This is a genomic window from Paenibacillus salivarius (assembly GCF_051307165.1).
Taxonomy (GTDB): domain Bacteria; phylum Bacillota; class Bacilli; order Paenibacillales; family Paenibacillaceae; genus Fontibacillus.
This window is the reverse complement of the sequence record NZ_CP195592.1, coordinates 1,548,358-1,571,499: the sequence shown is the minus strand read 5'-3', so window position 1 is coordinate 1,571,499 and position 23,142 is coordinate 1,548,358. Positions and strand designations below refer to the sequence as shown.

The window sequence follows — 23,142 nt, the reverse complement described above, 5'->3', positions numbered from 1 at the left end:
ACCTCAAGTCGTTATGATATCATTCGTTCAGGCACTGCTTGAAACTTATCCAAACTACCTCTCACTTGAATGTTATTTCCCCAAATATAGAACTTCCAATGCTCACCTTCTCTAGGATTCACAATCTGAATGTCTAGAGTCATCATTTTTCGCAGTTCTTTGAAGTCTACAATATAGATGTTTCCATCTTCCAAACGAACCGCTAAAACTGCTATGTCCGCTTCATCCAAAAGTTCGACCTGTTTTATCGTAAGGTCGAACCAACCTTTACCGATTGTATGAATCTTGGAGTGTGGTGTGCAAACTACGATTTGTTCTTCATCCACAATTCCCTGATACATAATTTTCTTCCCCTTAATCATAGAGAAGGAACAGCCGTACTTTTTCTCCAACTTGCTAACGACAATTTTCTTATCTGGAACAGGCATTGTGATACCCCCTTATCCCGTATTTTCCATATCATTGCATATGGTTCTGTAATCTGCAGATGATTTGGCATGGCTAACAGCATATTGTTAGTCTGCCGCGGCTAACACGGCTACACTACTTATTTCTGTCCCCAGGCACAAAATCATTTCTACACCATCTGACAAAGTTGCTTGAATGGGTTAGGTATGTCTTGGCGGTGGTATCTTTAAGAATACCCGCTTTCAGCTTCTCCGTTACTTCTTGCTCATACTGTTCATACAATAACTCCAATTGCTTGATAAAGTCCTGTGATGCTTTCATCCGGTTAACCCCCTTAGAATATTGTCATAAGCTCATTATACTGAACTGGAAGCATTTGCATAAGTAATTGGAGATATGTGATTCACAGATGTGATTGAATATATGAGTCGAAGATTGGGATTAAATAAAGACCTCAAGCTGCCTTAACGACAATAAAGCATCCATTACAAAAGAAATAGCTGCCGATTTTCACGACAGCTGTGGAATATATCTCTCTAGTGACTTCTTGCTACAATATTAAGATTCCTTGTTCATCTTGTCGATCTTGTCAGTTAGTTCTCTAATCCCCGTTCTTCCTACGTGATTCAACTCATAACTCAGATTATTCAAGTCAGATCGATTTAACACAAACTCTCTATCGACTACTTTATTGAGGAATGCGTTCAGAAACTCTATATCAGCATATGTTGCGATCGATCTGAAAAAGGCGTCCTTCCACCAAATCTTCTCCAATATCTCATGAAATAACTCAGGGCTAGAAAGTAAATGCTTCTGAAATAACTTAAGACTCCTCGCTATTGGCTTAAAGCCACCTTTAATCAAATCTACAGCAGAGTTCGACGGATATGAGCCACCAGCTGCCTTATAAATGTAAGTGATTAATTCAATATGATCATCATCGGTTACATGGTCGAGAAGTGTTTCATCCCACTCCAGTAACAAATCGATACCCGCATTTTGGTCATTGAAGTATCCGCTTCTAATTAACATAAGGATCTTCTCGAAACATATCCTATGCAACCCATTGTCAACATACTCCCTTGAAGGAGCAAGGTACTTCCTAATTTGGGCGCTGTTCGAATAGGATGCTTTACCGTCAAGCTTAAACGAAAGCTGAGAAATTTCAACCATAAGCTTCTCTGCTTCAACATTCACCGCTTGGTCTAGTCTCCTGAACAGAGTCGAAGCAAAGTGAAGCAGCTCTAATGCTTCTTGTTCTGACGGATTTGCCTTTTGATCATGCGCTAAGACGTTCCGAACTCCCATAATTGCTCCCGAAAATAGTAACATCGCACCTAATTGCGCGTCTGGAGCATCACTTAACTTTAGAACAGGACTATTTTTAGAAAATGCATTATCCATTAAAGCTTTACCTGTAGCGGCAAGACGGCTCTTCCTTTGAACATCATTATCCAATGCTACATACGTATCTAGGACAGCTGAACGGAAATGTCCATCTTGGAAAAGCTTTTGGGCGACCTCCAGCACTCTTGGGTGAAGCCCCTCCAATTTACTCGGTTGAACAGCAACTTGAGTCGGCTCTTCAATTACAGGAGCCTTAGGTGCTGGAAGGGTAACTACTGGTGCTGTAGAAGAAGCTTGAGCTTCTAGCTGGGATACACCTTTTTCCGTTACTGTGAGATGAGTTGGGAACTTTGCGTCACCTGTAACCAGACCTTCTCCGACCAATGTTTTCATCATCATTAGGCAAGGCTGTTCATGATTTACCTCAGGGTAGAAAACAGGGTAGTCTTTGGTTTCAATCAAAACTGCATCGCCAAAATATTTTGAAAGTCCTTTAAGATTACTCAGGGCTTTCCACTTACGATCTGTAATGGATGGGAACTGGTCAATGATTTGTTGAATCGAATACCCCTCGGAATGATCGCCTGGATCATCAATGAATAATGTGGGTATAGGATCTTTATTGATAGCTCGGGATCGGATAAATGCCGAAACCTTCATCAACTGCGGCTGAAGTTTACGTTCAGCTGGTAAATCATCAAAGCAATCTTGGGTAATATTAAACTCACCGCAACTCGGACAATTTATCTGGTATACCTCAGAACCGTCTCTTTCTAGTACTGCATAATATCCGCATAACGGACATTGTATCTCCGATGTCATATCGATCAATCACTCCAAACCTTGAATTCACTAGCATTTGTAAATATTCACCAACAAAGGTCTTAACTCCTGCTCCAAAAGTACGAATCAACAAAAAACACGTTCGGGAAAAGAAAGATTGACTACCCATCTAGGATAGCCACTTCTATTGAATTTCGTATCAATTCATTGCTTATCCATTACTCAATGCCGGTTAACTAATTTCAAGATTATCGATGAGGGTCATTTTGCATTGAAAGTTATGATGGCTTAACCCCATGCTTCTTGAACAGTCCTTCGAAGAACTCTTTAACGATCTTTGCTCCCGCTTCCTCGTCCATCAATTCATACCCGCCGAATCGATAGACCTCATACCCGTTGAGTTTTAATTCCCTGTCGGCTTGCACCATCTCGGCATACTTTTTGGGACTTGATGTATCTTCATCAGAATAATGTTGCTTTCCATCTACTTCAAGTACAATACGCTGCTTGTTTGAAAACAGTAGGAGAAAGTCCATACGCTGTCTTGGTAAATACGCTTTTCCTGCTCGCTGTTTTATCGTGTAGGGATCATAATGTAAATAGACTTGAGGTATTAGTGCAGGAAAGTTCTTATCGAACAAATCCTTAAAACATTTGAAGTAACTCTTAAATAGTAGCTTCTCTGGTGGAGATGCTAATGTTTGAAATAAACGCACATAAAGCTGTTTTTCCGTCTCGATATTTGGCTCCGATACCCCATTCATATCTGCCCACCATGTTACAAGATCAGCCCAATAAAGACCGGTATTCGGAATATTTCGGTCGTAGACTAAGCAGTTTTCTTCATGCTTTACAATTCTTATGTCATTATTAATCGAGTCACTAATGACAATTTCAGGCTTCTGACCCACCGCGGCGAAGATCAGATTTTTCACATTGCCTTTTACCCCATCAAGCACTTTATCGATACGGTAGACTGGAAACCCTGAAATATTGTCCGCCAAATTGAACTTATATCCGTCATTTACTAAATGCTTATCGATAAATTCAATATATTCACCCTGCTCGTCCTGTTGTCGAACCAATGGATGTACGACCTGTTCTAAGAATTTTATAAACATTTCATCAGGCGCTATCATTAGTTCTAAGTACTTCTCATATAAGTAGACTTCATCCCAGTCCGAATTGTTGATCATATGTTGCCATATATCACCTGAAGCGGTCTTAAAGCGGGAATCAGTTGAAGGCATGCTGTCCAAATCCCATATCCGATTCAAGAAGTCGACCAATTCGTATTTACCTGGGATATTGTTTCTGGCATGGAGTTCATCCATGATATTTCGCCTTGTGATCTCACTGATTGTATAAAGTCCCGTTGGATTAAGTCGAAGAACCAACCTTGATAATGAGTTTGCCTTTGAGCCGTAGTCGTTTATAATCCGCTTAGCTAAGTCCAAGAGGAATAATTGATCCTTACCTTTGAGCCTCTTTTGGACGTAAACCCTTCTACTGCTAAATGCCTCAGACTCATCTCCGCTTTCCAATCCATATTTAGTGCAAACAGTCGGTATGTCGTATGCCTTTTCCTCAAGTAGTACCTGAACTATGGCATCTATGAGTTCGTTAATACTCGCCATCGAATACCCCCTTTTCAAATAAAACGATCAAGGATTCCTATAGATACCCCATAAGAGCATTTCCCACTCGATATCGAGCGCCTCACCAATGTTGTATTCCAATGCAAAGAAACTATGATCTCGTTCATTGCAAAATCTCTTAACATTAGAGTGGCACAATTCCTTAATCCTCGCCGCGCTACCGAATTTATTAAAAGATTCGTTAATACGCTTGATCTCCTTGCAATCCTTACTGAAAACACTGTACTTATTAGGAATTCTGCTCAAAGGATTTACACCAATCAAAATATTGTAACAGGGGATCTTCTCTGAATATGTAGCCTGTTTATTGATATCCTGTAGTACACCATTTCTTACTCCTGAGTCCCCATAAAACACCTTTTCATAACCACTTTCACCATTCTTTTTCCCTCGTTCAGTACTAGCAATGAACCATGCATGTCGCGCCTTGAATTCAAATAATGCTACAGGATTTGTCTGTTTGTTACGGTATCGAATTATTGCCAAATCACGCCGCTTCTCCCACTCACGCTGGATAAAGTAATCGTTATCGTCTTTAAGGGCATTTGCAAAAAGCAGATTGAACTTGTCTCTGATGTTCATTTCGGTTCGGGAGTTGCTGTAAAGGATAGCCAATTCATTTTGGAACCATGTTTGGTTTAAACTTCTTAGCAAATTTTCAATATAGTCAGGTGTAAATAACATTATTGAGCAGCACTCCTAATCCACAATCTCTTGATAATCTATTCAGCATGACCTATTCTCACGATCTTTCTCTACGGCTATCCCATGACGCCAGTTCTTTTGCCTCATTAGCTGTAATATTTCGACAAATTATCTGATAAACCCTTCTCTTTATGGACGTGTTAAATGGATCAACAAGAATCCATAAGGGAAGTCAAAGACGTAAAGAAGCCGCCAACTAATGTGGCGGCTTGTCAGTCTTATATCATTTTGAGATCCCCTTACCCCGACTTCCCTTTCGCTTTAACCACTCTTGCCACCAGAAGCTATAATATAATTCGAGCACTTTAGAATCATCATCTATTGAAAAGTCCAAGTGATCTAAAAATACGAAGTTGTACCGCATCGCTCCTATAAGTAGATGAAGTGTAAAAATGTCACGAGACAATTTATACACTGTAGAAACAATTACTGTATCTCCTTTCTTGGCGGTGTTTAGGAGCTTATTGAAGCCCGGTCGATTTTTGCTTAAGCCGCTGAAACCGTCATCGATGAATACTTCATCAATGAGAAGCCCTTTTTCATTGGCATACTTCATGCACTCTTTGACCTGGGCATTGATTGCTTTGGGAGACTGCTTTGCACTTCTTGCATAGACGTAATAATTCATTGTAATTCCTCCATTTGTTTAGGTTTGTATGATCGAATGTTTTTGGGCTGTTCTTTAGGGGCATCGAAAGAGGATACCCCTAAGAGGGATTAGGACTTGTTGTTGTATACCATGCTTCCGACAAGGCTTGCAAATGTCGATTCGATAGGGTGACCGAACAGTAAGCCCGAAAAGATTAGGTCATAATCACTCTTTGGATCAGCGAAATCATAGTCCAAAAGGTAATCTGATAGCTTTTGGTTACTTAAGGCTCGGATTTTACTTTTAACATACTGATTCATGAAGTAACCTCTCACTTCACCGTAGCGAGCCTCTTCCAGCAGCTCATACGATTTGATGAGGGCTTCTAAATCCAAGTGCTGGCTAATGGTGCCGCTTAGGGCAAAGCCAACTGTTTTCTGATCAGCAATTTGTGTTTCCTTGGACACTAAATCCGATTGTCGAGCCAGCTCATGGTAATCATTCTTGTCATGGTTGGCTACGGTAACAAATCCAATTGGCTTGAGTCCAGCCAATACTGCTCTAATGAAGTAATCTCCTCTGTTTTGCCCTTCTTTGTAATGCCATTCCCCACAGAAACCCATGTTAAGCCAGCGGTGCATTTTGGACTTGAATGGGAGATCTACTTTCGGAAATTTGTAGGTCGCCACGATGAAGCCATTGTTAAAGACTCTAACCACAATTGAGTTCTCCTGTTTCCGTGTGACGAAGGCTGATCGTCCTACACCTGGTTTGTCCATAACCTTTCCGGTCAAATTTGGGTTCGAGCTGCTCCATCCATCAATCGCGAGAAATTGGTTCATCATACTGTTTTGCCTCCTAGTTTTTATTTGCGTACACTATCTTGCCTGTGACTCTTGAGCAATATGTAGAAATTAAATAAGATGATGTCGGGGAGACATCATCTTTAGATTATTTTTTTTTACTGAATGCGCATTACCGTGAAGATGCCCCACGCCGAGCTATCTGAACCAGTTTTCTGAACAACGCTACACGCTCTTTAGCTTAGTGACATATGCCCAATAAAAAAAGATGGTGCTTTGGGAGACACCACCACTTGATATTTTTTATATTGCAAGAAGACCCCTCATAGTCTTAATATCATCTCTCATCTTGTTAACAGAATCTCTGTTTTTCTGAACAACTTCTGATAGATCACGAATGACTTTTTCAAGTCGATATGTTTTTGACTCTTCTGAACCATCAGCGGCTCCACCGTCTTCATCGAAGTTTATATACCCATAATACACTTCGATTTCACCTTCTGAAATTTTTTCTGCATTCTTATGGAGCACAACCCATAAAGAATCCGAATCGTCATCCCTCGGATCGAGTTGACCTTCCACAAATAGCTTGACTGTATTACCTTCAAGATCAATAAAGCTTAACAACTCATCAACTGCAAAGTAATCCTTGTATTTTATACTGTCTCGAGTGATTTCTAGATCTTCTAATGAAAACAAGTGTTCATTCACGAATTCCATAACTGCATCTCTTACTTCTTCTTCCGTGAAACTAATATCATGATTGATTTGTAAGAACGGCGAGTTTACGTTATAAATCTGAATCTTTGCAACTAAGTCCGCAATAGGCTTAGCATTGCTATCAGTTTCAAACTGATAGTACTCATCAATGGCATCTTCAATCTCGGCACCTAAAGAAGAAAGCAAAGAATCAATCGTATTAGTTAGCTCTTCTACCTCAGTGCTCTCACTAATACCTTCTATGTATGCATCATCAGAGGATAATGACGACAACCCAACTGATTCTCTTTCCATTTTATTCAAATCTCGACGAGAATCCTCGACCATCTGCCTTCTTTCCTCTTCCTCCTCTTCTATCAATTGTTGATAAATGTTAGCTTCTTGGGTCTCTTCGGAAAAATCCTTAATTAAAGTTTTACTGTAGTGTAACCTGTAGTTGAATAACTGAAGTAAGTTATTTTGTCTTAGTGCCTCTTCGATATGTGGGTGAATCTGTTCTTTCTCCGTCTTATCGGTTCCTTTTGAGAAGTCTTTGTGATTTCGTGTGATAAAATAAATCCGATCTTCATCATTAATAGTCACAAAATCGCGGATATTTATTAAAGTCTCAATAATCGTAGCATCTGCCCAAGATTCCTTACCCTCGATATGAAACGGACATTGCTTATATAGTTTTCTTCTCTGAACTTTTAGTAATAAATCTCTGTTCTCCTCAAGTCTTATCACATTTCTGTATTGCAATAATCCCGTTATCTTTTGAGTAGCATCATTTATATATCGCTCTTCATTTCTTCCAAACTCATCAACCATATTTCCAAGAGCTTGCTTTAACGGGCTAATCTTTTCATTATACTTCCTGATCTCCTCTACGTGATTTATCCAATAAACTTTATCAATTGATTTCCCAGCTTCCTCCACCAATTTACCTACATTCTTGACCTCACCAGCAATATGTCTCTTTACTTCAGTTTCAATAATAGCAGGTAACAAAATCTTAACTTGATCATGATCCAGCAACATTTTCAACGTCTCGTAGGAATCTGCCGTATGTGATTTATTCCTAGATACGATCATGTCGATATAGATGTTGGTGTCAAGCAGTAAATACTTCATTGTGATATCCCCTTTATCTTTCCAGCTTGACTTCAACAGCGGAAAGTACGAGTATTGAAACTATTCGGACAAATAATCATAACAGCCTATGCATTGTTAGTGTCGAGCTGCCCATTAAGGGGCAGCTATTACGTGAACTGGACTGACCTTATCAGAATCGATAATCGGTAAGTTCAGTTCTTTTAAGAATCTCGATCGCCCACATGGCTTCTCTTGAATTGTCTTTGGAAAAGTCACATACAGTTTCTGCTTAGCTCTTGTAACTGCGACATACATTAGTCTTCGTTCTTCTTCCATCGTTGTCGGTGGTTCAGCTTTTTCTCTACACGATTGAACATCCACATCTTTGAGTTCTTCGGCATATTTTGAAGGCAGACCCCCATCATTGCAACCAATGACAAATACATTTTCAAAGGCTAACCCCTTGCTTCCGTGAATCGTTAAGAAATACAGGGCATTGTACTTTTTGTCATGGTACTTCTCCAGATTTTCCTTCATTTCATCTTTACGCCGCTTCATCCTCTCATGGAAACCGAGTAAGTCATTCCAAGTGCTGTATTTTTCGAGTTCCTTAAGAATCCATTCCTTTTCCTCATCAGTCACATTATCCTTAACTCTAGGAAAAGCTAAGAATTGCTCCGCGACTTCCTTCATGTTAACCGGCTTATCTTGTTTCAGATTAATAAGAAGAGTCAGGTACTGTTTTAGTGGGAGCGTGTCCTTGGTTTTAGACTTTTCAATGACTAGCGCACAAGCCTCGCGAATAACGTCGGATAAAGTAGCGATGTCCAAGTTTTGATACCACTGTTCTATAGCGTACTTACTGACGAAATGGTGTCCTAGTGCGTTAGTCAAAATGGACCTCCACAATTGAAGCTTGTTCCCCCTTGAAGCCATCAACTCCTGCCACATACCAAACGCATTATTAAAATCCTGAATAGAAAAGATACCCATAACATCGTCCATTTTCTCGATGACATACGGAACCCCTTTAACATCTAAGGCTTGGAACATACTTTGAAGCTGTCTTCTTGATCTATATAAGACTGTCGATTTTGTATAGTTGATGGGATCGACTTTGCCCTCCAATACAAAGGGTTCTAGCTTACCGATCTCCTGAGATCTCGACAGAATCCAGTGAGCTTCTTCTTTGGTATCTGGACAGCCTACGATGATCGCTTCGCCATCATCTTTATGGAATGCATCCATCGACTTGGGTATGCGATCATGCTTATTTTCAGAGATAACCCAGTTACCAGCATCAACAATCTTCCGCTTTGAGCGATAGTTCCTCATCAATCTTATCTCATGAGTGGTGTAGACTTTTGGAAAATCCTTAATATAGCTAGGATCTGACCCCCTAAAAGCATAGATCGACTGGTCATCGTCCCCCACTATGATTAATTTCGAAGCACTTGTTGGAGGACAAATTAGTTTGACCGTTTCCATCTGTAACGGATTAATATCTTGGAACTCATCAATGAAGATATAATCGTATCTGTTCTGAACGAACTCTCTTGCTTCTGGATACTGAAGCAACGCATCGTATAAGTTAATTAGGAAGTCATCATATACAACAATCTCGTTTTCCTTCCTTACCTGATTCAACTCATTAATCATCATGTTGAAGCGGACGCTAACAGCAACATCTTCCTTATCATCAATAACACTGTCGAAATGCTTCTCGATATAATCGGTCATTTGGTCAACTGAGAACCCCATATTAATCCAGAAGCTTATACGATCAAAAATCGTCTTTTCGTTTTCCTTGTCAAACTTAAACAGTCTGTATTTGTTAATCAGCTTACGCAGCTCTCTCTTGTACTCAAACTCGCCTTCATCAGCATTTCCGTTTTGAATCCCTATTGAGGAATAAGCAGGATTCTGCCTCTTTAACTGATTGAACAAGCTCATGAAAGTGCCATGAAAAGTACTGACATTGACCTTTGAATTTTCCACCCCAAGGAAGAGATTTACTCGTCCTTCCATCTCTTCTTTAGCCTTACGAGTAAAAGTCATCATACAGATCCGATTGGGGTTAACATTCTTCATCTGAATAAGGTAAGCAACCTTCGCACAGATCGTTTCAGTTTTACCACTACCAGCACCTGCAATAATTTGAAGATGCTTTTCCATACCGTATCGGATAGCTTCAACCTGATTTTCATTGAATGGGTTACCTTTTATCTTTTCAGCAATTTCAAAGAAGCTGCTGTCCCAATCTGTCTTCGCTACAGGATTATCTGATTGGGGAATCTGGATTTCTAAGATTTCACCGAATCTCGACTTATAATAAGAATGTTCACTTTCGATCTTAAGGTGCTTTTGCTGCAGGGCTTTATAATTATTCTTAGTCGCGGTTAGTTGATTCGAGAGTTCTCCATGACTGTCCGATAGATCAGAGTACTCTTTCTGCAGCTTCTTAAAATCAGAATCCCTCCTATAGAATTCTTGCTCAAGTGATTTATACTTTGTCACCATTTCAGAATTTATTTGCTGCATTTTCTCGATGGTTTTCCTTGCCGCGGCGAAATCATCACTAACTTTATTAAGCTTGGACGCTATAATAGCATTCTCATAATTGGCTTTGTCCAGCCTACTACGGAGATGAGTAACCTCTTCCAACAGTTTGTCTTTGCCTGTCAGCTTATCAACCAAGTTCTTCAATACCATTAAGTCCTCCAATACTTTTCTGGTTGGTTATCACATGTGAGCGCGGCTCACGAAATAGTACTATTGTCTTGTAAATATTCACCATCGAGAGCCTTTTTTCCTGCTTTCTGTAAACAACAATCGACAAATCCCGCGCGTAAAGTCTTACGCATTTTCAAGAAAATAAAAAAGCGGCACCCCCTATTAGGTGACCGCTTGCATTGATTTATTGTCTTCATAAATCGAACCCTTAATTGATACTATACTTCAAACTATTCCATAATCTCCGCATATCCTTCATCACAACCGCTACATGGATATACCGCGAGAGTACTTCATCGTATTCAAGTGGAATTACAGGGATATTCTCTTTCGTAATTGTTCTCCACTTGCCATCCTTCTTTACGACTATCGCCCCTTCAATAAAACCTTCGAATCCGGGATGGAATGTGTTCATCATATCATCGTACTCGAAAGGAATCACTACTTCTCCAGCGGTATCAATGCAACCCCATTTGCCACTCGAATCTTTGACTGCGGCTAACCCCTTGTAGAAGCATTTGGCATCTTGATACTGTAATGGGATTAGTTCGTTACCGAACTGGTCGATGAAACCGAAATATTTGGGGCACTCTTTAATACAGAATAAAGGGGAACGTTCAGTGCCGTTCACTGGGTCATCGATTAGATCATATTGATCGAAATCATCATCTTCAAATATGGCATCGATAAAGTCATCCAACTGCTCGGTGTATTTGCCCACGATTGCTAACCCATTAATGAAAGATCCGGCAAATTTGTAACCCCTCGAGAAGGGAACTACTTCTTTCCCTTGATGATCCAAATATGCGTAGATACCGCTCTGATTCTCAACCCTAATCAAACCGTGACCAACCATTTGCAAGTTAAGATACTCGCAGGGTATTATTAATTCATCTTCCTCATTCACTAAGCCATACAGACCATACCAAGCCAGCCCTTCTTCATTGTCCTTGTTTACGACGATTCCCAATCCACCGATGCGATCAACTACTTCTCCGAATTTTGACTCTAGTTTTTCCATACCATTTTTCCTCCTTGATATTTGATCATTAATATTTGTTTCTACTCTTATGTCTGCGACTCTTGAGCCAACTCCGTAAGTTGTTATCAACTCACTCAATCAAAGAAGAAGTTCGCATGAAAAGATCGTGAAACCCCTATTGAAGTAGTACAACGCAAAAAAAAATCACACCTCTGTGAAGTGTGATTACCGTTGAGTCCGACTATCTAGTCGAGGATGGTCGGATGGAGGGAAATCGGAGAAGTCGTATAGATATCCTCAGGAGCTTACCTGTTCTGGATTGTTGTTCTTTCTCTGCTCGATCTTTGTTTGATTCTTTACAGTCGTTGTCTTGTTTATATGTTTTGTTTCTGCCATCATGTGCTGAAATTCATTTGAACTGTAGATTTATTAAAAATTCTTCAATACCAACTATCTACCCGTCTTTTTTCTTAGGCAGATATTATGAAAAACTGGCAACGAGCTTTAATCGATCAATTAAATGATCAGCCAGCAAACGATAGGTGAGGATTTTATCGACACCTTCATTTACCGAATAATCAAATTAACGGAGTCCCAGTTCAACAACCACTCTTCTCAATTGCATCCCGAACTCCATCGGTGCAGGGATGTTCAAAGCCGACAAACTGATCAAATCGAATTCTTCCTTCCGTTTTCTTAGGTAATGTCTAATTTTAATCGCATCCTGTTTAATAGATGGCATAGTTGGGATTATGGGCAGTCCAGATGAAGACATCGCAGTATAATGCTTGAGAATGTGATCCAAGGCATCAAAGATTATTATCCAGTTTATCTGTACGTTCTCATTTGTTAATCCAATTACTTCCTTGAAATCCTTTTGGGTACGTATACAATTATGAAGCATTATACAAATATACTTGCTATCTTCATCGTATTTTTGAAACCTTTCCCGACTGTTTAATAGATTCACATCGGGGCGGAACTCACTGTAGTTACCAACTAACGTTCCAGAATGACATCTCTGGTGCTTATCGATAAATAGAGCAATCATTAAATTATCCGGTCTTCCAATCATTTCCGAGAACCCCTTTCTATAAATATTTCTTCTCGAACGAGAAAATCGGGCAACCATTACAAGTAAAAATTTGCATTATCGTGTTTGGCTCAATGACATGTTTACAACACACCTTGCCGCATAATCGAATGAGACTCTGTAACCTTATAAAGTCCCATCCATCCATAAACCTTTTTATGTCATTATCCGTTCTGATTGATAAGACTCTTTCCTTTAGCGCAGAAATATCATACGGCTTGATTTCGCCATTACTAAAACCAATTTCAAGTAATGACTCTAGCTTAGAAATTACGCTCATGCACTCATCTCTGAACTCCTTTACACTACTTTCAGCCATAGTAACCTTCTCCCTTATTACGGTTTCATAATCCTTCGTACCGCAGAACATTGATTTTATCGACCCCCAATACATAGAAACTATCCGAATTAATATCCCCACAGTGAAGAACTACTCGATACCGACCAGTTCTTGCGTCCTCACGAAGCCGGTTCCGTTCTGCATCGCTGCCTTCTCTTTCAATGTAGGAATCGATGATGACGATACTGTGCTGATCAGCGAAAGAATGAATTTCGTGGAGCTGCGCGGCGACAACTCGTTCAGCTTCCTCTCGATCCATGTTTACTACCGATATATAGACCGCCGCGGCGATTACTTCATTGTTTTTATGGAGTTGTCCCAACAAATCCATCCTTGATCACATCCCCTGCCACCGATAAGCCATTTAACATCTTGATAGCTTCAATATATTTAGCGCGAACGTCGAACTGCTCAACCAACACTTCATTTGCTCCAATGGCATCCATCGCTTTCTTACCTATTCCAGCTACAAGTTGGTCTTTCCAGTACTCGATCATAGGTCGAGTGTACGTCAAATCTGGAATATGCCCTTTCAATCTGCCGAAGTGGAATTGAGCATTCTTGACCGAATTTTGGGTCAGGTACTTGATAAACGAAAGGTAGATGATACTAACAACCTGACCGAATGTAATACCTACTAATTTTTGCAGGATCAACAGGCTATAAGCGATGCTCTCTTTATTTATCTCTAGCTCATAATCATCCTCTGCTTTCAAAATGTGATTGATCACCGTATCGCGAAATCTTTGTACAACTTGGACGTCACCTTCATCAACACCGTAACCCCTCATGGCTTTAACGATGCGCTCGAAATCAATCCGCATAACCACTTTGATAAATTCAGGACTCTTGAAAAGCTCATAACGGACACCCCGGCATACATTCTCAAATGACAGATACTGCGCCCATTCTGTCTGACAGCCTACTGAAGCCTCATTAAATATTTGTTGCCCTTTGTCGATTAAGTCGAACCCCCACTTGATAACCAAATTGATAGTAGAGCTATACTTTTCAATTGCTTCGAAATCATTCTTATTAATGATCTTCTCTAACCGCTCAGTGAGCTTTGCAACTACTATTTCATTCTTCAACTTATCGAAATACTCCTGAAGGATACTTGAGTCCATACTGTAGAAATGAGGGCGAAGCGAAGTTCCAGACCACCAATCCTCTACATGCGGTTCGATGAAATGTTGAATCTGGATACCTTCTTCCTTAATTGCGTCCAGTAATAATTTAGTTGGCTTTCTTGTCCTTTCAAGAGAATTCCACAGGTTTTCCACTCTACATGAACAGTAAGAAATATGCCGAAGTCTAGGAAAGCGAGTATTGTAATTCGTATCTCCATCAACCAGATCTTTGAGAAAAGTGTCACTGGAAAGCATCCTCTTGGGATACTCCTCAGTACAAAAAACGATCTCCTCAAGAGAAGAAAGAACGCGCCCTGAGATAACCGAAGAAAGGATCGACTTGTATTTATGTGATTCCGAAACTAATAACTCCTCATCTTTTTTACATACTGCCCTTAAATCAACGCGTTCAATTAAAGTTCGCAAACGCTGACTCGTAACAAAATGCTGAATAACTGCCCAATCGAACCCGATAATAAGCCGACGAAAATTGTTCGGTGACCATTCATGAATAATCGGCTTAGGCTCATTGAATGAGGGCTTTTTGCGTTCGACAGCTGCTACGCCTTTATTGATGAACTTTTGAAGTTCTCGAAATCGATACATTGCCTTACCCCCGACCAAATTAATCAAACTCAATCTCCTCGACAACGCTCCTTAATTCTTGCATTGAAGGCTCTACATACCGCCTCGTTGTCTTGATATCCGAATGACCCAATAATGTTGCTGCCGACTCTATTCCCCTTAAATTTGCAACCTGCTTACCAAACGTATGCCGGAGCTGATGAACCGTGAATTTGATCTGTGTTAGCTCGGACAATTTTTCAATCATGTGCTGGATGGCTCGAGTCGACATGTGGGCACTCCGTTGAGAATAAAATAAATACAGTGATCTGCCATCATGGAACGATAGCCACCGCTCAAGAATATTTCTTGTCTTTTGATTGAAGGGAACATGCCGATATTTCCCGCCTTTCCCGCTTCTTACGATGATTAAGCCAGATTGGAGGATAACATCGGTTATCAATAAGTCAGAAACTTCCTCGACCCGTAAACCACAATTGACTAAAATTGCAATAACGGCTTTATAGAGAGCTTTTCTTTTATCACTGGTACGCTCCAACCTCTCTATGGCATGCATTATTCGTTTAACTTCCTCCGGTCGGAGCCAGCGAGTCTCATTCTGCCGCGCAATCGGAATCAGCTTAATCGCACTGATCGGTTCTGATCTAAACCTAATACCCTCACTTTTCGCAAATAGAAAAAGCGACTTGAGCGCAGTCAGGTAATGGTTAATTGTTATAGGAGATAAGTGTTTTCCAGATCTTCGGTCGATCCTGGACTCAAGGAACGACTTAAAATCCCTGATTATGGTTTGTGAGACATCTTCAATTTCGGTGACTTCACCCCAAGAGGAATTCAACCATTGAATAAATCGCTTATAACACATACCATAACCCTTTAACGTATTTTCGGATTTTTCTTCTATTGAAAGATGCTGCAGATAACGAACGACCAAGACATCGATTTTCACAGGCTTTCACCCCCTTATAGCGTCTTATACGACAAGTTTAGAAAAGGTAATGTACGACGAATTAATAGGATTTTTGAGCCGAAACAGCAACCGATTTTTACGAACTCGTCACATAATGGGTATTGTATGACGAGTTGTGCAGTCCCCCTTTTTGCTCGGAATTATTCATACGGGCGACACATGAATGAAACCATTAGCGCGGCAGACGATTAAAAGAAGGAAATGTGTTCTTTTAAGACGATCCTGATAACTATTGGCACGAACCTTTGGAACGAAGAACGAATCGCTTCTTCTTATATAGAAGAAAGACATTCGGGAGCCATACCCCTGAAGGGAAATCCTTGGGATTAGGCGACCAAAAGGCAATAGCGTATCCGTTACTTCTATATAGTTAATCTAGATACCGATGCTAAATTTGGACTTGCCCTCGAACATTCCAGCAACTATTTTTACGAGCTATAAAAGAAAGGCAGTATAAAACTCGATGAACGAGTCCTATACTGCCTTTTTCCAACCCATATGATATTTAACACTGTTTCTTTTCAAACTCCTCGATTAACTCAAGTAATGTATGTTCAATATCCTCGAGATCGCTTCGCTTAAGTGTGCGAACCGCATGATTCATATCAGTATCCATCAATATATTTTTCTCGTTTATTATTCTTAAACACATCTCTCGGTATGGTTCCCACCGAAGCCCGTAGAACAAAGCCACTCTTTGTTTCAAGTCCACATCGATCATCCTTTACATCGATTCATACAATAGAAATTTGTTTGGTAATATAGCATGATTCGCTGATTATTACCAACGTAAAAGCCAACAGCGTCCCAACCGCAATTTAAACGCGTTCCTTCTATTGTAATGTAATCAGAGCCGAACCTGAACGACAACAAAGCAAAAAGCGATAAGCCTTACCCCATAATGAATTAAACGCCTTGTAATCGATTTAATTTCGATACCAAAGCCACCAGTACAAGAAAATCGATTTGTGAACCTCGTGGAGGAGACTTACAATTTTTGAAAATAAATTCTACAAGGCTACGTCGAGATCAGGAACTTTGAGCCGAGAAACCTTTCCAATTATTATGAAAGTGACTCATTGCACTTTGGATACCCCGAACCGTTTTTGCCCTATTTATATTTTCAATCGTCCTTTCGCCTACAAAGACGCGCATCTTATTATCGACTTCGGATAGGGTATTTCTTAATTGTTCTTCTGAAATGCGTAGCTGAGCTGCTGCAGCTTTAAGGTTACGCTTGTTTGAAATATAGCTTTTTACGCAAAGCTGAAATTGACCAGACAAGCGACTTGTGAAGTCATTAACCATAAAGAACGCAATAAATCTTAAGGCATTGAACTTTTCCGTAATGAGCGGTCTCAACATCGGATCAGCCCCACTTGAACTCATCAAATCCGAGTAGCGAATATAATTACTCTCAAGTCTCGATAAGAACTTCATTCGATCAAATCCTTTCTTCGGAAAAATATAGTAATTGAAGATCGAACCCCAAATGACGCAACAAAAGGGCATCGGCTACTTGTATAAGATTGATGTCGTAGCAACTGCCAAATTTGGATCAATGTCATGAATGAAAAATACACTTGCTAGAACAGTTATGCAGAAATAGAGTACCGTTTTAACATTTTATTGAAGCCCCTCATGGCTTTATGAATATCCCAAACAGTCCTAGCCCTGTTGATATTCTCGATTGTGCTTTTACCGACAGTCATCATCATTTCTACATCAACACTGGTTAGAATCTTCCTTAGTGTGTCCTCCGGCAAGTTGAGATCGGATGCCGATTCAGGAATACTGAATTTGTTCATTTGGAAAATCTCCACACACTTCTGATTATGAATTGTAGTGTTATCTAAGAAATCTCCGTACAGGAATATGATAATCCGTCGAAGGGCATTGTGCTTCTCACTGAGGATCATCTTCGTCCGTCGATCGATACCTTTTGAATGTAATAATCGCTTGTAACGCTTATAGCTCTTTTCTACGCTCATGAGGAACTTCATGGTTATCATCCTTCCTTACTCCAAGATTTGGAGGACAGTAATGTCCTGTACTTATAGGCTTAATGATTTATTAACTGCTAAATCAGAATCATCTCTGAGAATAAGAAAAAGCAGTACAGAACTCGACATGCGAATTCTGTACTGCTTTTCCAACTACTTTACCTGCAGTTACTACACTCGATTAAGGTTAGCTTTTCCTTGTAGCTAATATCGTAAATGTCTAGGGCTTCCTCTTTTGACCGAAACAGATTCCAGTTTCCTGACCCCTGTTGTTTCTTCCATCCAAGCTCGGTTCTCTGTTTCATTTCCGTGACATACTGACATAAATCATGGTCAAGGTGCACGGTGTACGTTTTCAATGGAATGTCGATATTTGCCCAGGCTTTCATCTACTCACCTTCTTTGATTTTACACTTCCTTCGATTAATTCTATGGCATGCTTAGCAAATGCATCGGTCAGTTGTATTCTGTCTGACCCACGTTGCAATGCTCTAAGTGTACTTCCGCCAACATTGGTTACAGGATTAACATGGTCATAAGATGCTACGACACTGGATATCGTATTATCAAATGTGACCCAAGATTCACTATACTCTGGACATAAGTTCTTTGCTTCTAATTCCCATGACCATCTGCTTGTGCTATCCCAAATGTAAGGATCGCTGACTACCTCAAAATAACCTAAGAGCTTCGTTGTGCCAACCCCATAACAGATTAAGATGTCTCCGATTCGGACAGGATTAGGTCTTCGAGCAAAATGCATTTTTTCTATACCGCTGTTCAGTTTCCTTGTTGTTGCGAATGGACGGTCGGAGTAACCGACAGGCTTAATGAAATACCGAACATCTGATTTAAGTTCCACAGTTTTCTTCTTAAAGAGATGACCCACCTCAAGGTCAATCTTTGTTTTCTGCTGAGCTGCTACATTTTCAGTATAGTTGTCAATCTTTTCTATGATGCCTTTAAGCTCCTCGTGAGTAAGAGCGTGGCTGCTAACATTGAAGATATCGGCAATAACCTTCTTCAACGATTCTTGATCCTCAATTAGTACGCCCCACTCATGATTTTTGTTTAGCCCACTATCTGTAAAGTTTGCAGAAGTGATAATACCCCTCAGAGGGATTCCATTCTTTCGTGCGATATAAATCTTCCCATGGAGCTTATTGTCTACATGAACTCGAAAAGCAATGGAATGAGTAACACAATTTAAAAGAAATGAATGTAAAGAATCCGCCTTTTTCAGCAGGTCAGGATCATTGTCCTTTAAGGTTGTTACCAGTACAATCCGCTTCACATCTGAAGAAGCGATAATCTCGTCAAAGAAAACATCAAATGATTCCATCAGGAACGGACTGACAATATGCAGTTCGTCTGTTCCATCTACAAGTTGCTTTAACTCATCAAAATGTCTGGAATCAATGTTATTCAAAATCCTCATGTATCCTCTTCCTTTATGTTTGATTGTTCTAACCTACCTATGTATATTCCAGTCACTTTTGCATTATGACAAAGCCTAATAAAATTTTATGAGACTCACTGAAAATTTGTACCTAACAACAAAAGTAGCAGTATAGATCCCATTAAAGAGTTCTATACTGCCTTTTATTTACCTTCTTGCTAAATAGATTACTTCTGAGGTTTGATGTCGAATAACTTATGAAAGATTTGAGCGCTTTTCGTAACGTACTCTTCCAACTTCACCAAAAGTGTGGCGGTGAATTTCGAATCATCTTCTTCTGCAAGCCAGTCAAACCGAAGGTCAAAGTGATGATGTACATTGGCATAATCATAGAATGCCTTTACAGAAAGTTTATTTGTCTTTGGCAAATTAGCAAGGTATAAACGGGAACCAACCGGCAAAATCTTCTTGTCACCTGATTCCTTAAACTGACCTTTCAGTTCCGATGGAAGCTTCTTAAAATGATCCCCAATCTTCTTTAGAACATGGGTTTTGCTATCTTCCTTTTCTTTGTTGAAGCTTACCCCTAACTGAGCATAATCTTCTCTGTACTTTGAATCAATATCGTAATCCTCAGACATGAAATGCACCTGCATCGCTCGGGCATATTCTTTACCGAACTTCTCGATGTTATAAAGATTGATATAGTCCTCAAGCATAGGTTTCAAGTAATATCTTTTAATCGAGTACAGATCAGGCTCATCTTGTAAGAGCGCATTGACTATTTGAGATGAACTCCTTAATACCCCATCGTATAAAGAGCGACTGAAGGCTAAACGCTTGCATTCCATATTCTGCTTACTGTCTATACTCTTCTGGATAAACTCAGAATTTATTTCCTTTAAAACTACTAATTCGCTTATTAGTTTCAATACCTGGTTCGCCTTATCTCGCATAACCATCACCTCTCCTCAACCATCCTAACATGATTTGGATGGGTATTCCACTTCGCTATCCTTTAGAAGAACTCCTTTTCAATTAACTCAGTTACTTCGTTAAACGGAATTACCCATAAGAATCCTGCTTCCTTATTTCCATTTGCCAAAATACCGAGAAGTCTGAACGGATTCGTAATATCTTCCCACCTGTATGAATATGCAAAGGAACCGCTCATTCCATTGAAAGCGGGCAATTTATGACCGTGTTGACCAAATTCGTTAATTCCATCCGTACCCGCCAATAGCACAATCCTTTTAGATGCATCATCGACCCGTTCTATATAAGTTGTATAAGGAGTCGTTTCCATATCGACAATGAAATCTTCATGGTTTATATTCGTTTCTTCACCAGTAATACCGTGTAGAAAAACAACATTTGAGATTTTGTCAAAATAACCAAGTGGATCTTCATCAATTAATGTATGGTCTAAAAAACATTTTCTATTTTCTTGTTCCATTAACCGAGCCGATTGGGGATCTATCTCGATTACTGCAATATCGCTTTCTTTATCATCCACATGCTTAATAAGCGTCAAATACTTCGTTTCGATTCCATACTGATAGGGAATTACAACATCCGTCAGCCGTTTTTCTTCCGAGACTAAACTTAATACGTGACTTGCAGTTACCAAAAAATATCTATCTTGATATTTAAGAAAACCCGCTGACCCTAAAGAACCAAGTTCGAATCCTGGAACCCCAGTCTTATTAAATACGCGTGTTAGAATCGGTCCCGACCATTCTTTACACTCTACTGTTTTTTGTAACAGTTCTGCTTGCTCTATTATTTTTTCCATTCTGTGGTGCTCCTTTACCATACAGCTTAATTATCCTCATCATTCACAATCTCGTTATTTACCCAAAGAATGGTACCTTTCTTATTCTCATGATCGAGTTGGCAGTCGAAACCGTGTTTTCTGTAGAAATGTTCCGATCTGTCTATGTGATCCCAATCTACAGAGGAAATCCATCCTGTAATAACTTTGATTTGCATTTCATGGACAATCTTCATTAGCCCTTCCATCATGATCGAGCCGTAACCTCTGTTAACCCGTTCTCCTTCAATCTTTATATCCGCGATATCCATATGTTTGTTCTCAACATGTACGTGGACGTTCGAGTCTGGAGCTTTTACCCCATCTTTGGATATGACCTTCACCTTAATATGAATGTTTACATCATCCATACCGTCACCATACATTAAGCGGTAGATCATGACACTTTCCCCGAATCGGTTCTGGGCTACATGGATGACCTTATGTCCATCCTTTTCTAAATCAGTCGTGTGCCACCTGACTTCATACTCAATATCACCCTTTTTCTTTAAGGGGAGCGGCTTGTACTCCTTTTTCAACATTGGGAACGGATCGCTATCCCCAAATAAATCCTTTAGTATATTAGTAAGCTGCTCTGAGCTTTTTTCATCGAGCGGGTTATTTTTCTTCGTCATTCAATCACTCTTTTCTGCGTAGCTATTCATTGAATCTATAATAGTAAATATTCTCCACTTCCTTCTCGAACCCCTTCTTTAATTCGACTAGATTCTACATACGAAAGAAGGGATAAGCGACTTTCAGCTTAGCTTTTATAAAACAACCTTCGGAATTTTATAAAGTTGTGTTCGGTATGTGTAACTTACTTGCATCTTTTATAAATCCCAGTCAGTAGAATGTAAAAGAAACGCCCCAATCCCTTTCCTAAATTTAGTGCTTGGGTTGGAGGGGTGGGGTGGAATAGGTTTGAAGCTATGATTTACTTATTTGCTACTTCCCTGACAAACTCCGAGATGTCTTTATATATGGCAATAATCAACTCTTTGACTGTAGTGTAAGACTGCATTGGAATCTCGGTTACTGGTATACTCGGATCAACATAATGTACATAAAAAACTGACACTATTGAGATAAGCACGATACTAGCCAATATAATCTTTATTGCTGTTACGATCTTACTGATTATCTCCTTGACCCCATTATGCAAAAACCGATATAAACGGTTTACTGGTTTAGTACCTTGAGTATGAGTCGCTGTTCTCTTGTTTGCATCGATAGGTCTCTGAACTTCAACAATTTTCTCTATGGCAGGAATACTTTTAGCTTGATAGTCATTTTCAAACTGTTCATTAGGAAACATTATCGTATCTACATCGGCTTCGATGTAGAGCGAGTCTTGTGCTGGAGTAATAGATTTGGGTTCAAGTACTGCAGGATCAATTTTAATAGTATCCATAGCTCTTCGTGCTTCAGTGAAAAGCTTGGCGCTCTTCTGGACAAAATTAGGTTCAAGCTCATTGGATTCTGAATCTGTTGACTCGTCAGAATGAATAATCAGTCCGGATGAGGGTTCCTTCTCCGGCTCTGCCGCGGGAATGTCAGGTTCGCCGGTTTGATGTTCAGGAGGATCGCTTTCCATTGTTGGTACAGTATCATCGACATCTGCCTCGGCTAAATTAGCTTCCTCAACTGACGATGCAGTATCTGGTATCGCCTGATCGAAATTATGACTCGGATCGATGCTTACCCCGATGCCAGCATTGATCTCGCTTTCGCCAGTGGAGAAGAACGAGAAGTGCAGTTCGTCAATTGTATCGGATTGTGGAGTTTGCGTTTCGTCCTTTGTCTTGGTTAAGGTGCTTTTTTCATTCCAAGTAAGCTTCATTTTCATCACCCTTTCCTCTTGTTGTTAATAAGATTTATCCCCTCACAGCTCATGAAACCGTTACTGGTTGAGAACGAGCTATAAAAATGTTGCTTAGATAAATTTGAAAACCCGATTAACAAGCTAATTATCACTGCTTTGTGTTTAACGAACATAAGAACATC

At 39.9% G+C, this 23,142-nt stretch carries 21 protein-coding genes; 1 reads left to right on the top strand and 20 read right to left on the bottom strand.

Annotation, left to right across the window (positions count from 1 at the left end; all coding sequences use genetic code 11):
• Positions 1-11: 11 nt before the first annotated feature.
• The 11 genes from ACSFXJ_RS06905 to ACSFXJ_RS06855 all read right to left on the bottom strand — a co-directional run bounded on the left by ACSFXJ_RS06905 (position 12) and on the right by ACSFXJ_RS06855 (position 12,877).
• The gene (locus ACSFXJ_RS06905; protein ID WP_435924457.1) at positions 12-428 is read right to left on the bottom strand and encodes a hypothetical protein; all 417 of its coding nucleotides are present in this window, start codon (positions 426-428) and stop codon (positions 12-14) included.
• Between the two features lie 115 nt (positions 429-543).
• On the bottom strand, positions 544-729 hold the full coding sequence (locus ACSFXJ_RS06900) for a hypothetical protein (RefSeq protein ID WP_068786871.1): 186 nt from the start codon (positions 727-729) through the stop codon (positions 544-546).
• 237 nt (positions 730-966) lie between these two features.
• Entirely contained in the window at positions 967-2,577 is a 1,611-nt protein-coding gene (locus ACSFXJ_RS06895; protein ID WP_435924456.1) for a TIGR02391 family protein, read from the bottom strand.
• A gap of 239 nt (positions 2,578-2,816) precedes the next feature.
• Complete coding sequence (locus tag ACSFXJ_RS06890) at positions 2,817-4,175, bottom strand: hypothetical protein (RefSeq protein ID WP_435924454.1); 1,359 nt, start codon at positions 4,173-4,175, stop codon at positions 2,817-2,819.
• 27 nt (positions 4,176-4,202) lie between these two features.
• The gene (locus ACSFXJ_RS06885; protein ID WP_435924453.1) at positions 4,203-4,880 is read right to left on the bottom strand and encodes a hypothetical protein; all 678 of its coding nucleotides are present in this window, start codon (positions 4,878-4,880) and stop codon (positions 4,203-4,205) included.
• Between the two features lie 244 nt (positions 4,881-5,124).
• Entirely contained in the window at positions 5,125-5,529 is a 405-nt protein-coding gene (locus ACSFXJ_RS06880; RefSeq protein ID WP_435924452.1) for a recombinase family protein, read from the bottom strand.
• Positions 5,530-5,618: 89 nt separating this feature from the next.
• Positions 5,619-6,335 carry a hypothetical protein gene (locus tag ACSFXJ_RS06875; protein ID WP_435924451.1) on the bottom strand — a complete coding sequence of 239 codons (717 nt, stop codon included), beginning with the start codon at positions 6,333-6,335 and terminating at the stop codon, positions 5,619-5,621.
• 261 nt (positions 6,336-6,596) lie between these two features.
• On the bottom strand, positions 6,597-8,126 hold the full coding sequence (locus tag ACSFXJ_RS06870; protein WP_435924450.1) for a PIN domain-containing protein: 1,530 nt from the start codon (positions 8,124-8,126) through the stop codon (positions 6,597-6,599).
• A gap of 114 nt (positions 8,127-8,240) precedes the next feature.
• Positions 8,241-10,799, bottom strand: a complete 2,559-nt coding sequence (locus ACSFXJ_RS06865) for a UvrD-helicase domain-containing protein (protein ID WP_435924449.1) — start codon at positions 10,797-10,799, stop codon at positions 8,241-8,243.
• Positions 10,800-11,028: 229 nt separating this feature from the next.
• A complete protein-coding gene (locus ACSFXJ_RS06860) occupies positions 11,029-11,841 on the bottom strand; it encodes a WG repeat-containing protein (protein ID WP_435924447.1) in 813 nt (270 codons plus the stop codon).
• A gap of 544 nt (positions 11,842-12,385) precedes the next feature.
• Positions 12,386-12,877 carry a hypothetical protein gene (locus ACSFXJ_RS06855; protein WP_435924446.1) on the bottom strand — a complete coding sequence of 164 codons (492 nt, stop codon included), beginning with the start codon at positions 12,875-12,877 and terminating at the stop codon, positions 12,386-12,388.
• Between the two features lie 440 nt (positions 12,878-13,317).
• Here ACSFXJ_RS06855 and ACSFXJ_RS06850 point away from each other — a divergent pair, with 440 nt between their 5' ends.
• Positions 13,318-13,572: a hypothetical protein gene (locus ACSFXJ_RS06850; RefSeq protein ID WP_435924445.1), complete on the top strand. Its 255-nt coding sequence runs from the start codon at positions 13,318-13,320 to the stop codon at positions 13,570-13,572.
• Here ACSFXJ_RS06850 and ACSFXJ_RS06845 read toward each other — a convergent pair.
• The 9 genes from ACSFXJ_RS06845 to ACSFXJ_RS06805 all read right to left on the bottom strand — a co-directional run bounded on the left by ACSFXJ_RS06845 (position 13,541) and on the right by ACSFXJ_RS06805 (position 22,984).
• Positions 13,541-14,998, bottom strand: coding sequence for a hypothetical protein (locus ACSFXJ_RS06845; RefSeq protein ID WP_435924444.1), 1,458 nt, complete (start codon positions 14,996-14,998; stop codon positions 13,541-13,543). The genes ACSFXJ_RS06850 and ACSFXJ_RS06845 overlap by 32 nt on opposite strands.
• A complete protein-coding gene (locus ACSFXJ_RS06840) occupies positions 14,991-15,899 on the bottom strand; it encodes a tyrosine-type recombinase/integrase (protein ID WP_435924443.1) in 909 nt (302 codons plus the stop codon). The genes ACSFXJ_RS06845 and ACSFXJ_RS06840 overlap by 8 nt, the downstream gene beginning before the upstream one ends.
• 1,050 nt (positions 15,900-16,949) lie before the next feature.
• Entirely contained in the window at positions 16,950-17,360 is a 411-nt protein-coding gene (locus tag ACSFXJ_RS06835) for a hypothetical protein (RefSeq protein ID WP_120463212.1), read from the bottom strand.
• Positions 17,361-17,515: 155 nt separating this feature from the next.
• Complete coding sequence (locus tag ACSFXJ_RS06830; protein ID WP_162944282.1) at positions 17,516-17,728, bottom strand: hypothetical protein; 213 nt, start codon at positions 17,726-17,728, stop codon at positions 17,516-17,518.
• A gap of 580 nt (positions 17,729-18,308) precedes the next feature.
• Complete coding sequence (locus ACSFXJ_RS06825) at positions 18,309-19,361, bottom strand: phospholipase D family protein (RefSeq protein ID WP_435924442.1); 1,053 nt, start codon at positions 19,359-19,361, stop codon at positions 18,309-18,311.
• A 188-nt stretch (positions 19,362-19,549) separates the two neighbouring features.
• Entirely contained in the window at positions 19,550-20,278 is a 729-nt protein-coding gene (locus ACSFXJ_RS06820; RefSeq protein ID WP_435924441.1) for a hypothetical protein, read from the bottom strand.
• Positions 20,279-20,340: 62 nt separating this feature from the next.
• A complete protein-coding gene (locus tag ACSFXJ_RS06815) occupies positions 20,341-21,117 on the bottom strand; it encodes a hypothetical protein (protein WP_435924440.1) in 777 nt (258 codons plus the stop codon).
• Between the two features lie 26 nt (positions 21,118-21,143).
• Positions 21,144-21,770, bottom strand: a complete 627-nt coding sequence (locus tag ACSFXJ_RS06810; RefSeq protein WP_435924439.1) for a hypothetical protein — start codon at positions 21,768-21,770, stop codon at positions 21,144-21,146.
• Positions 21,771-22,072: 302 nt separating this feature from the next.
• On the bottom strand, positions 22,073-22,984 hold the full coding sequence (locus ACSFXJ_RS06805) for a hypothetical protein (protein WP_435924437.1): 912 nt from the start codon (positions 22,982-22,984) through the stop codon (positions 22,073-22,075).
• Between the last annotated feature and the right edge of the window lie 158 nt (positions 22,985-23,142).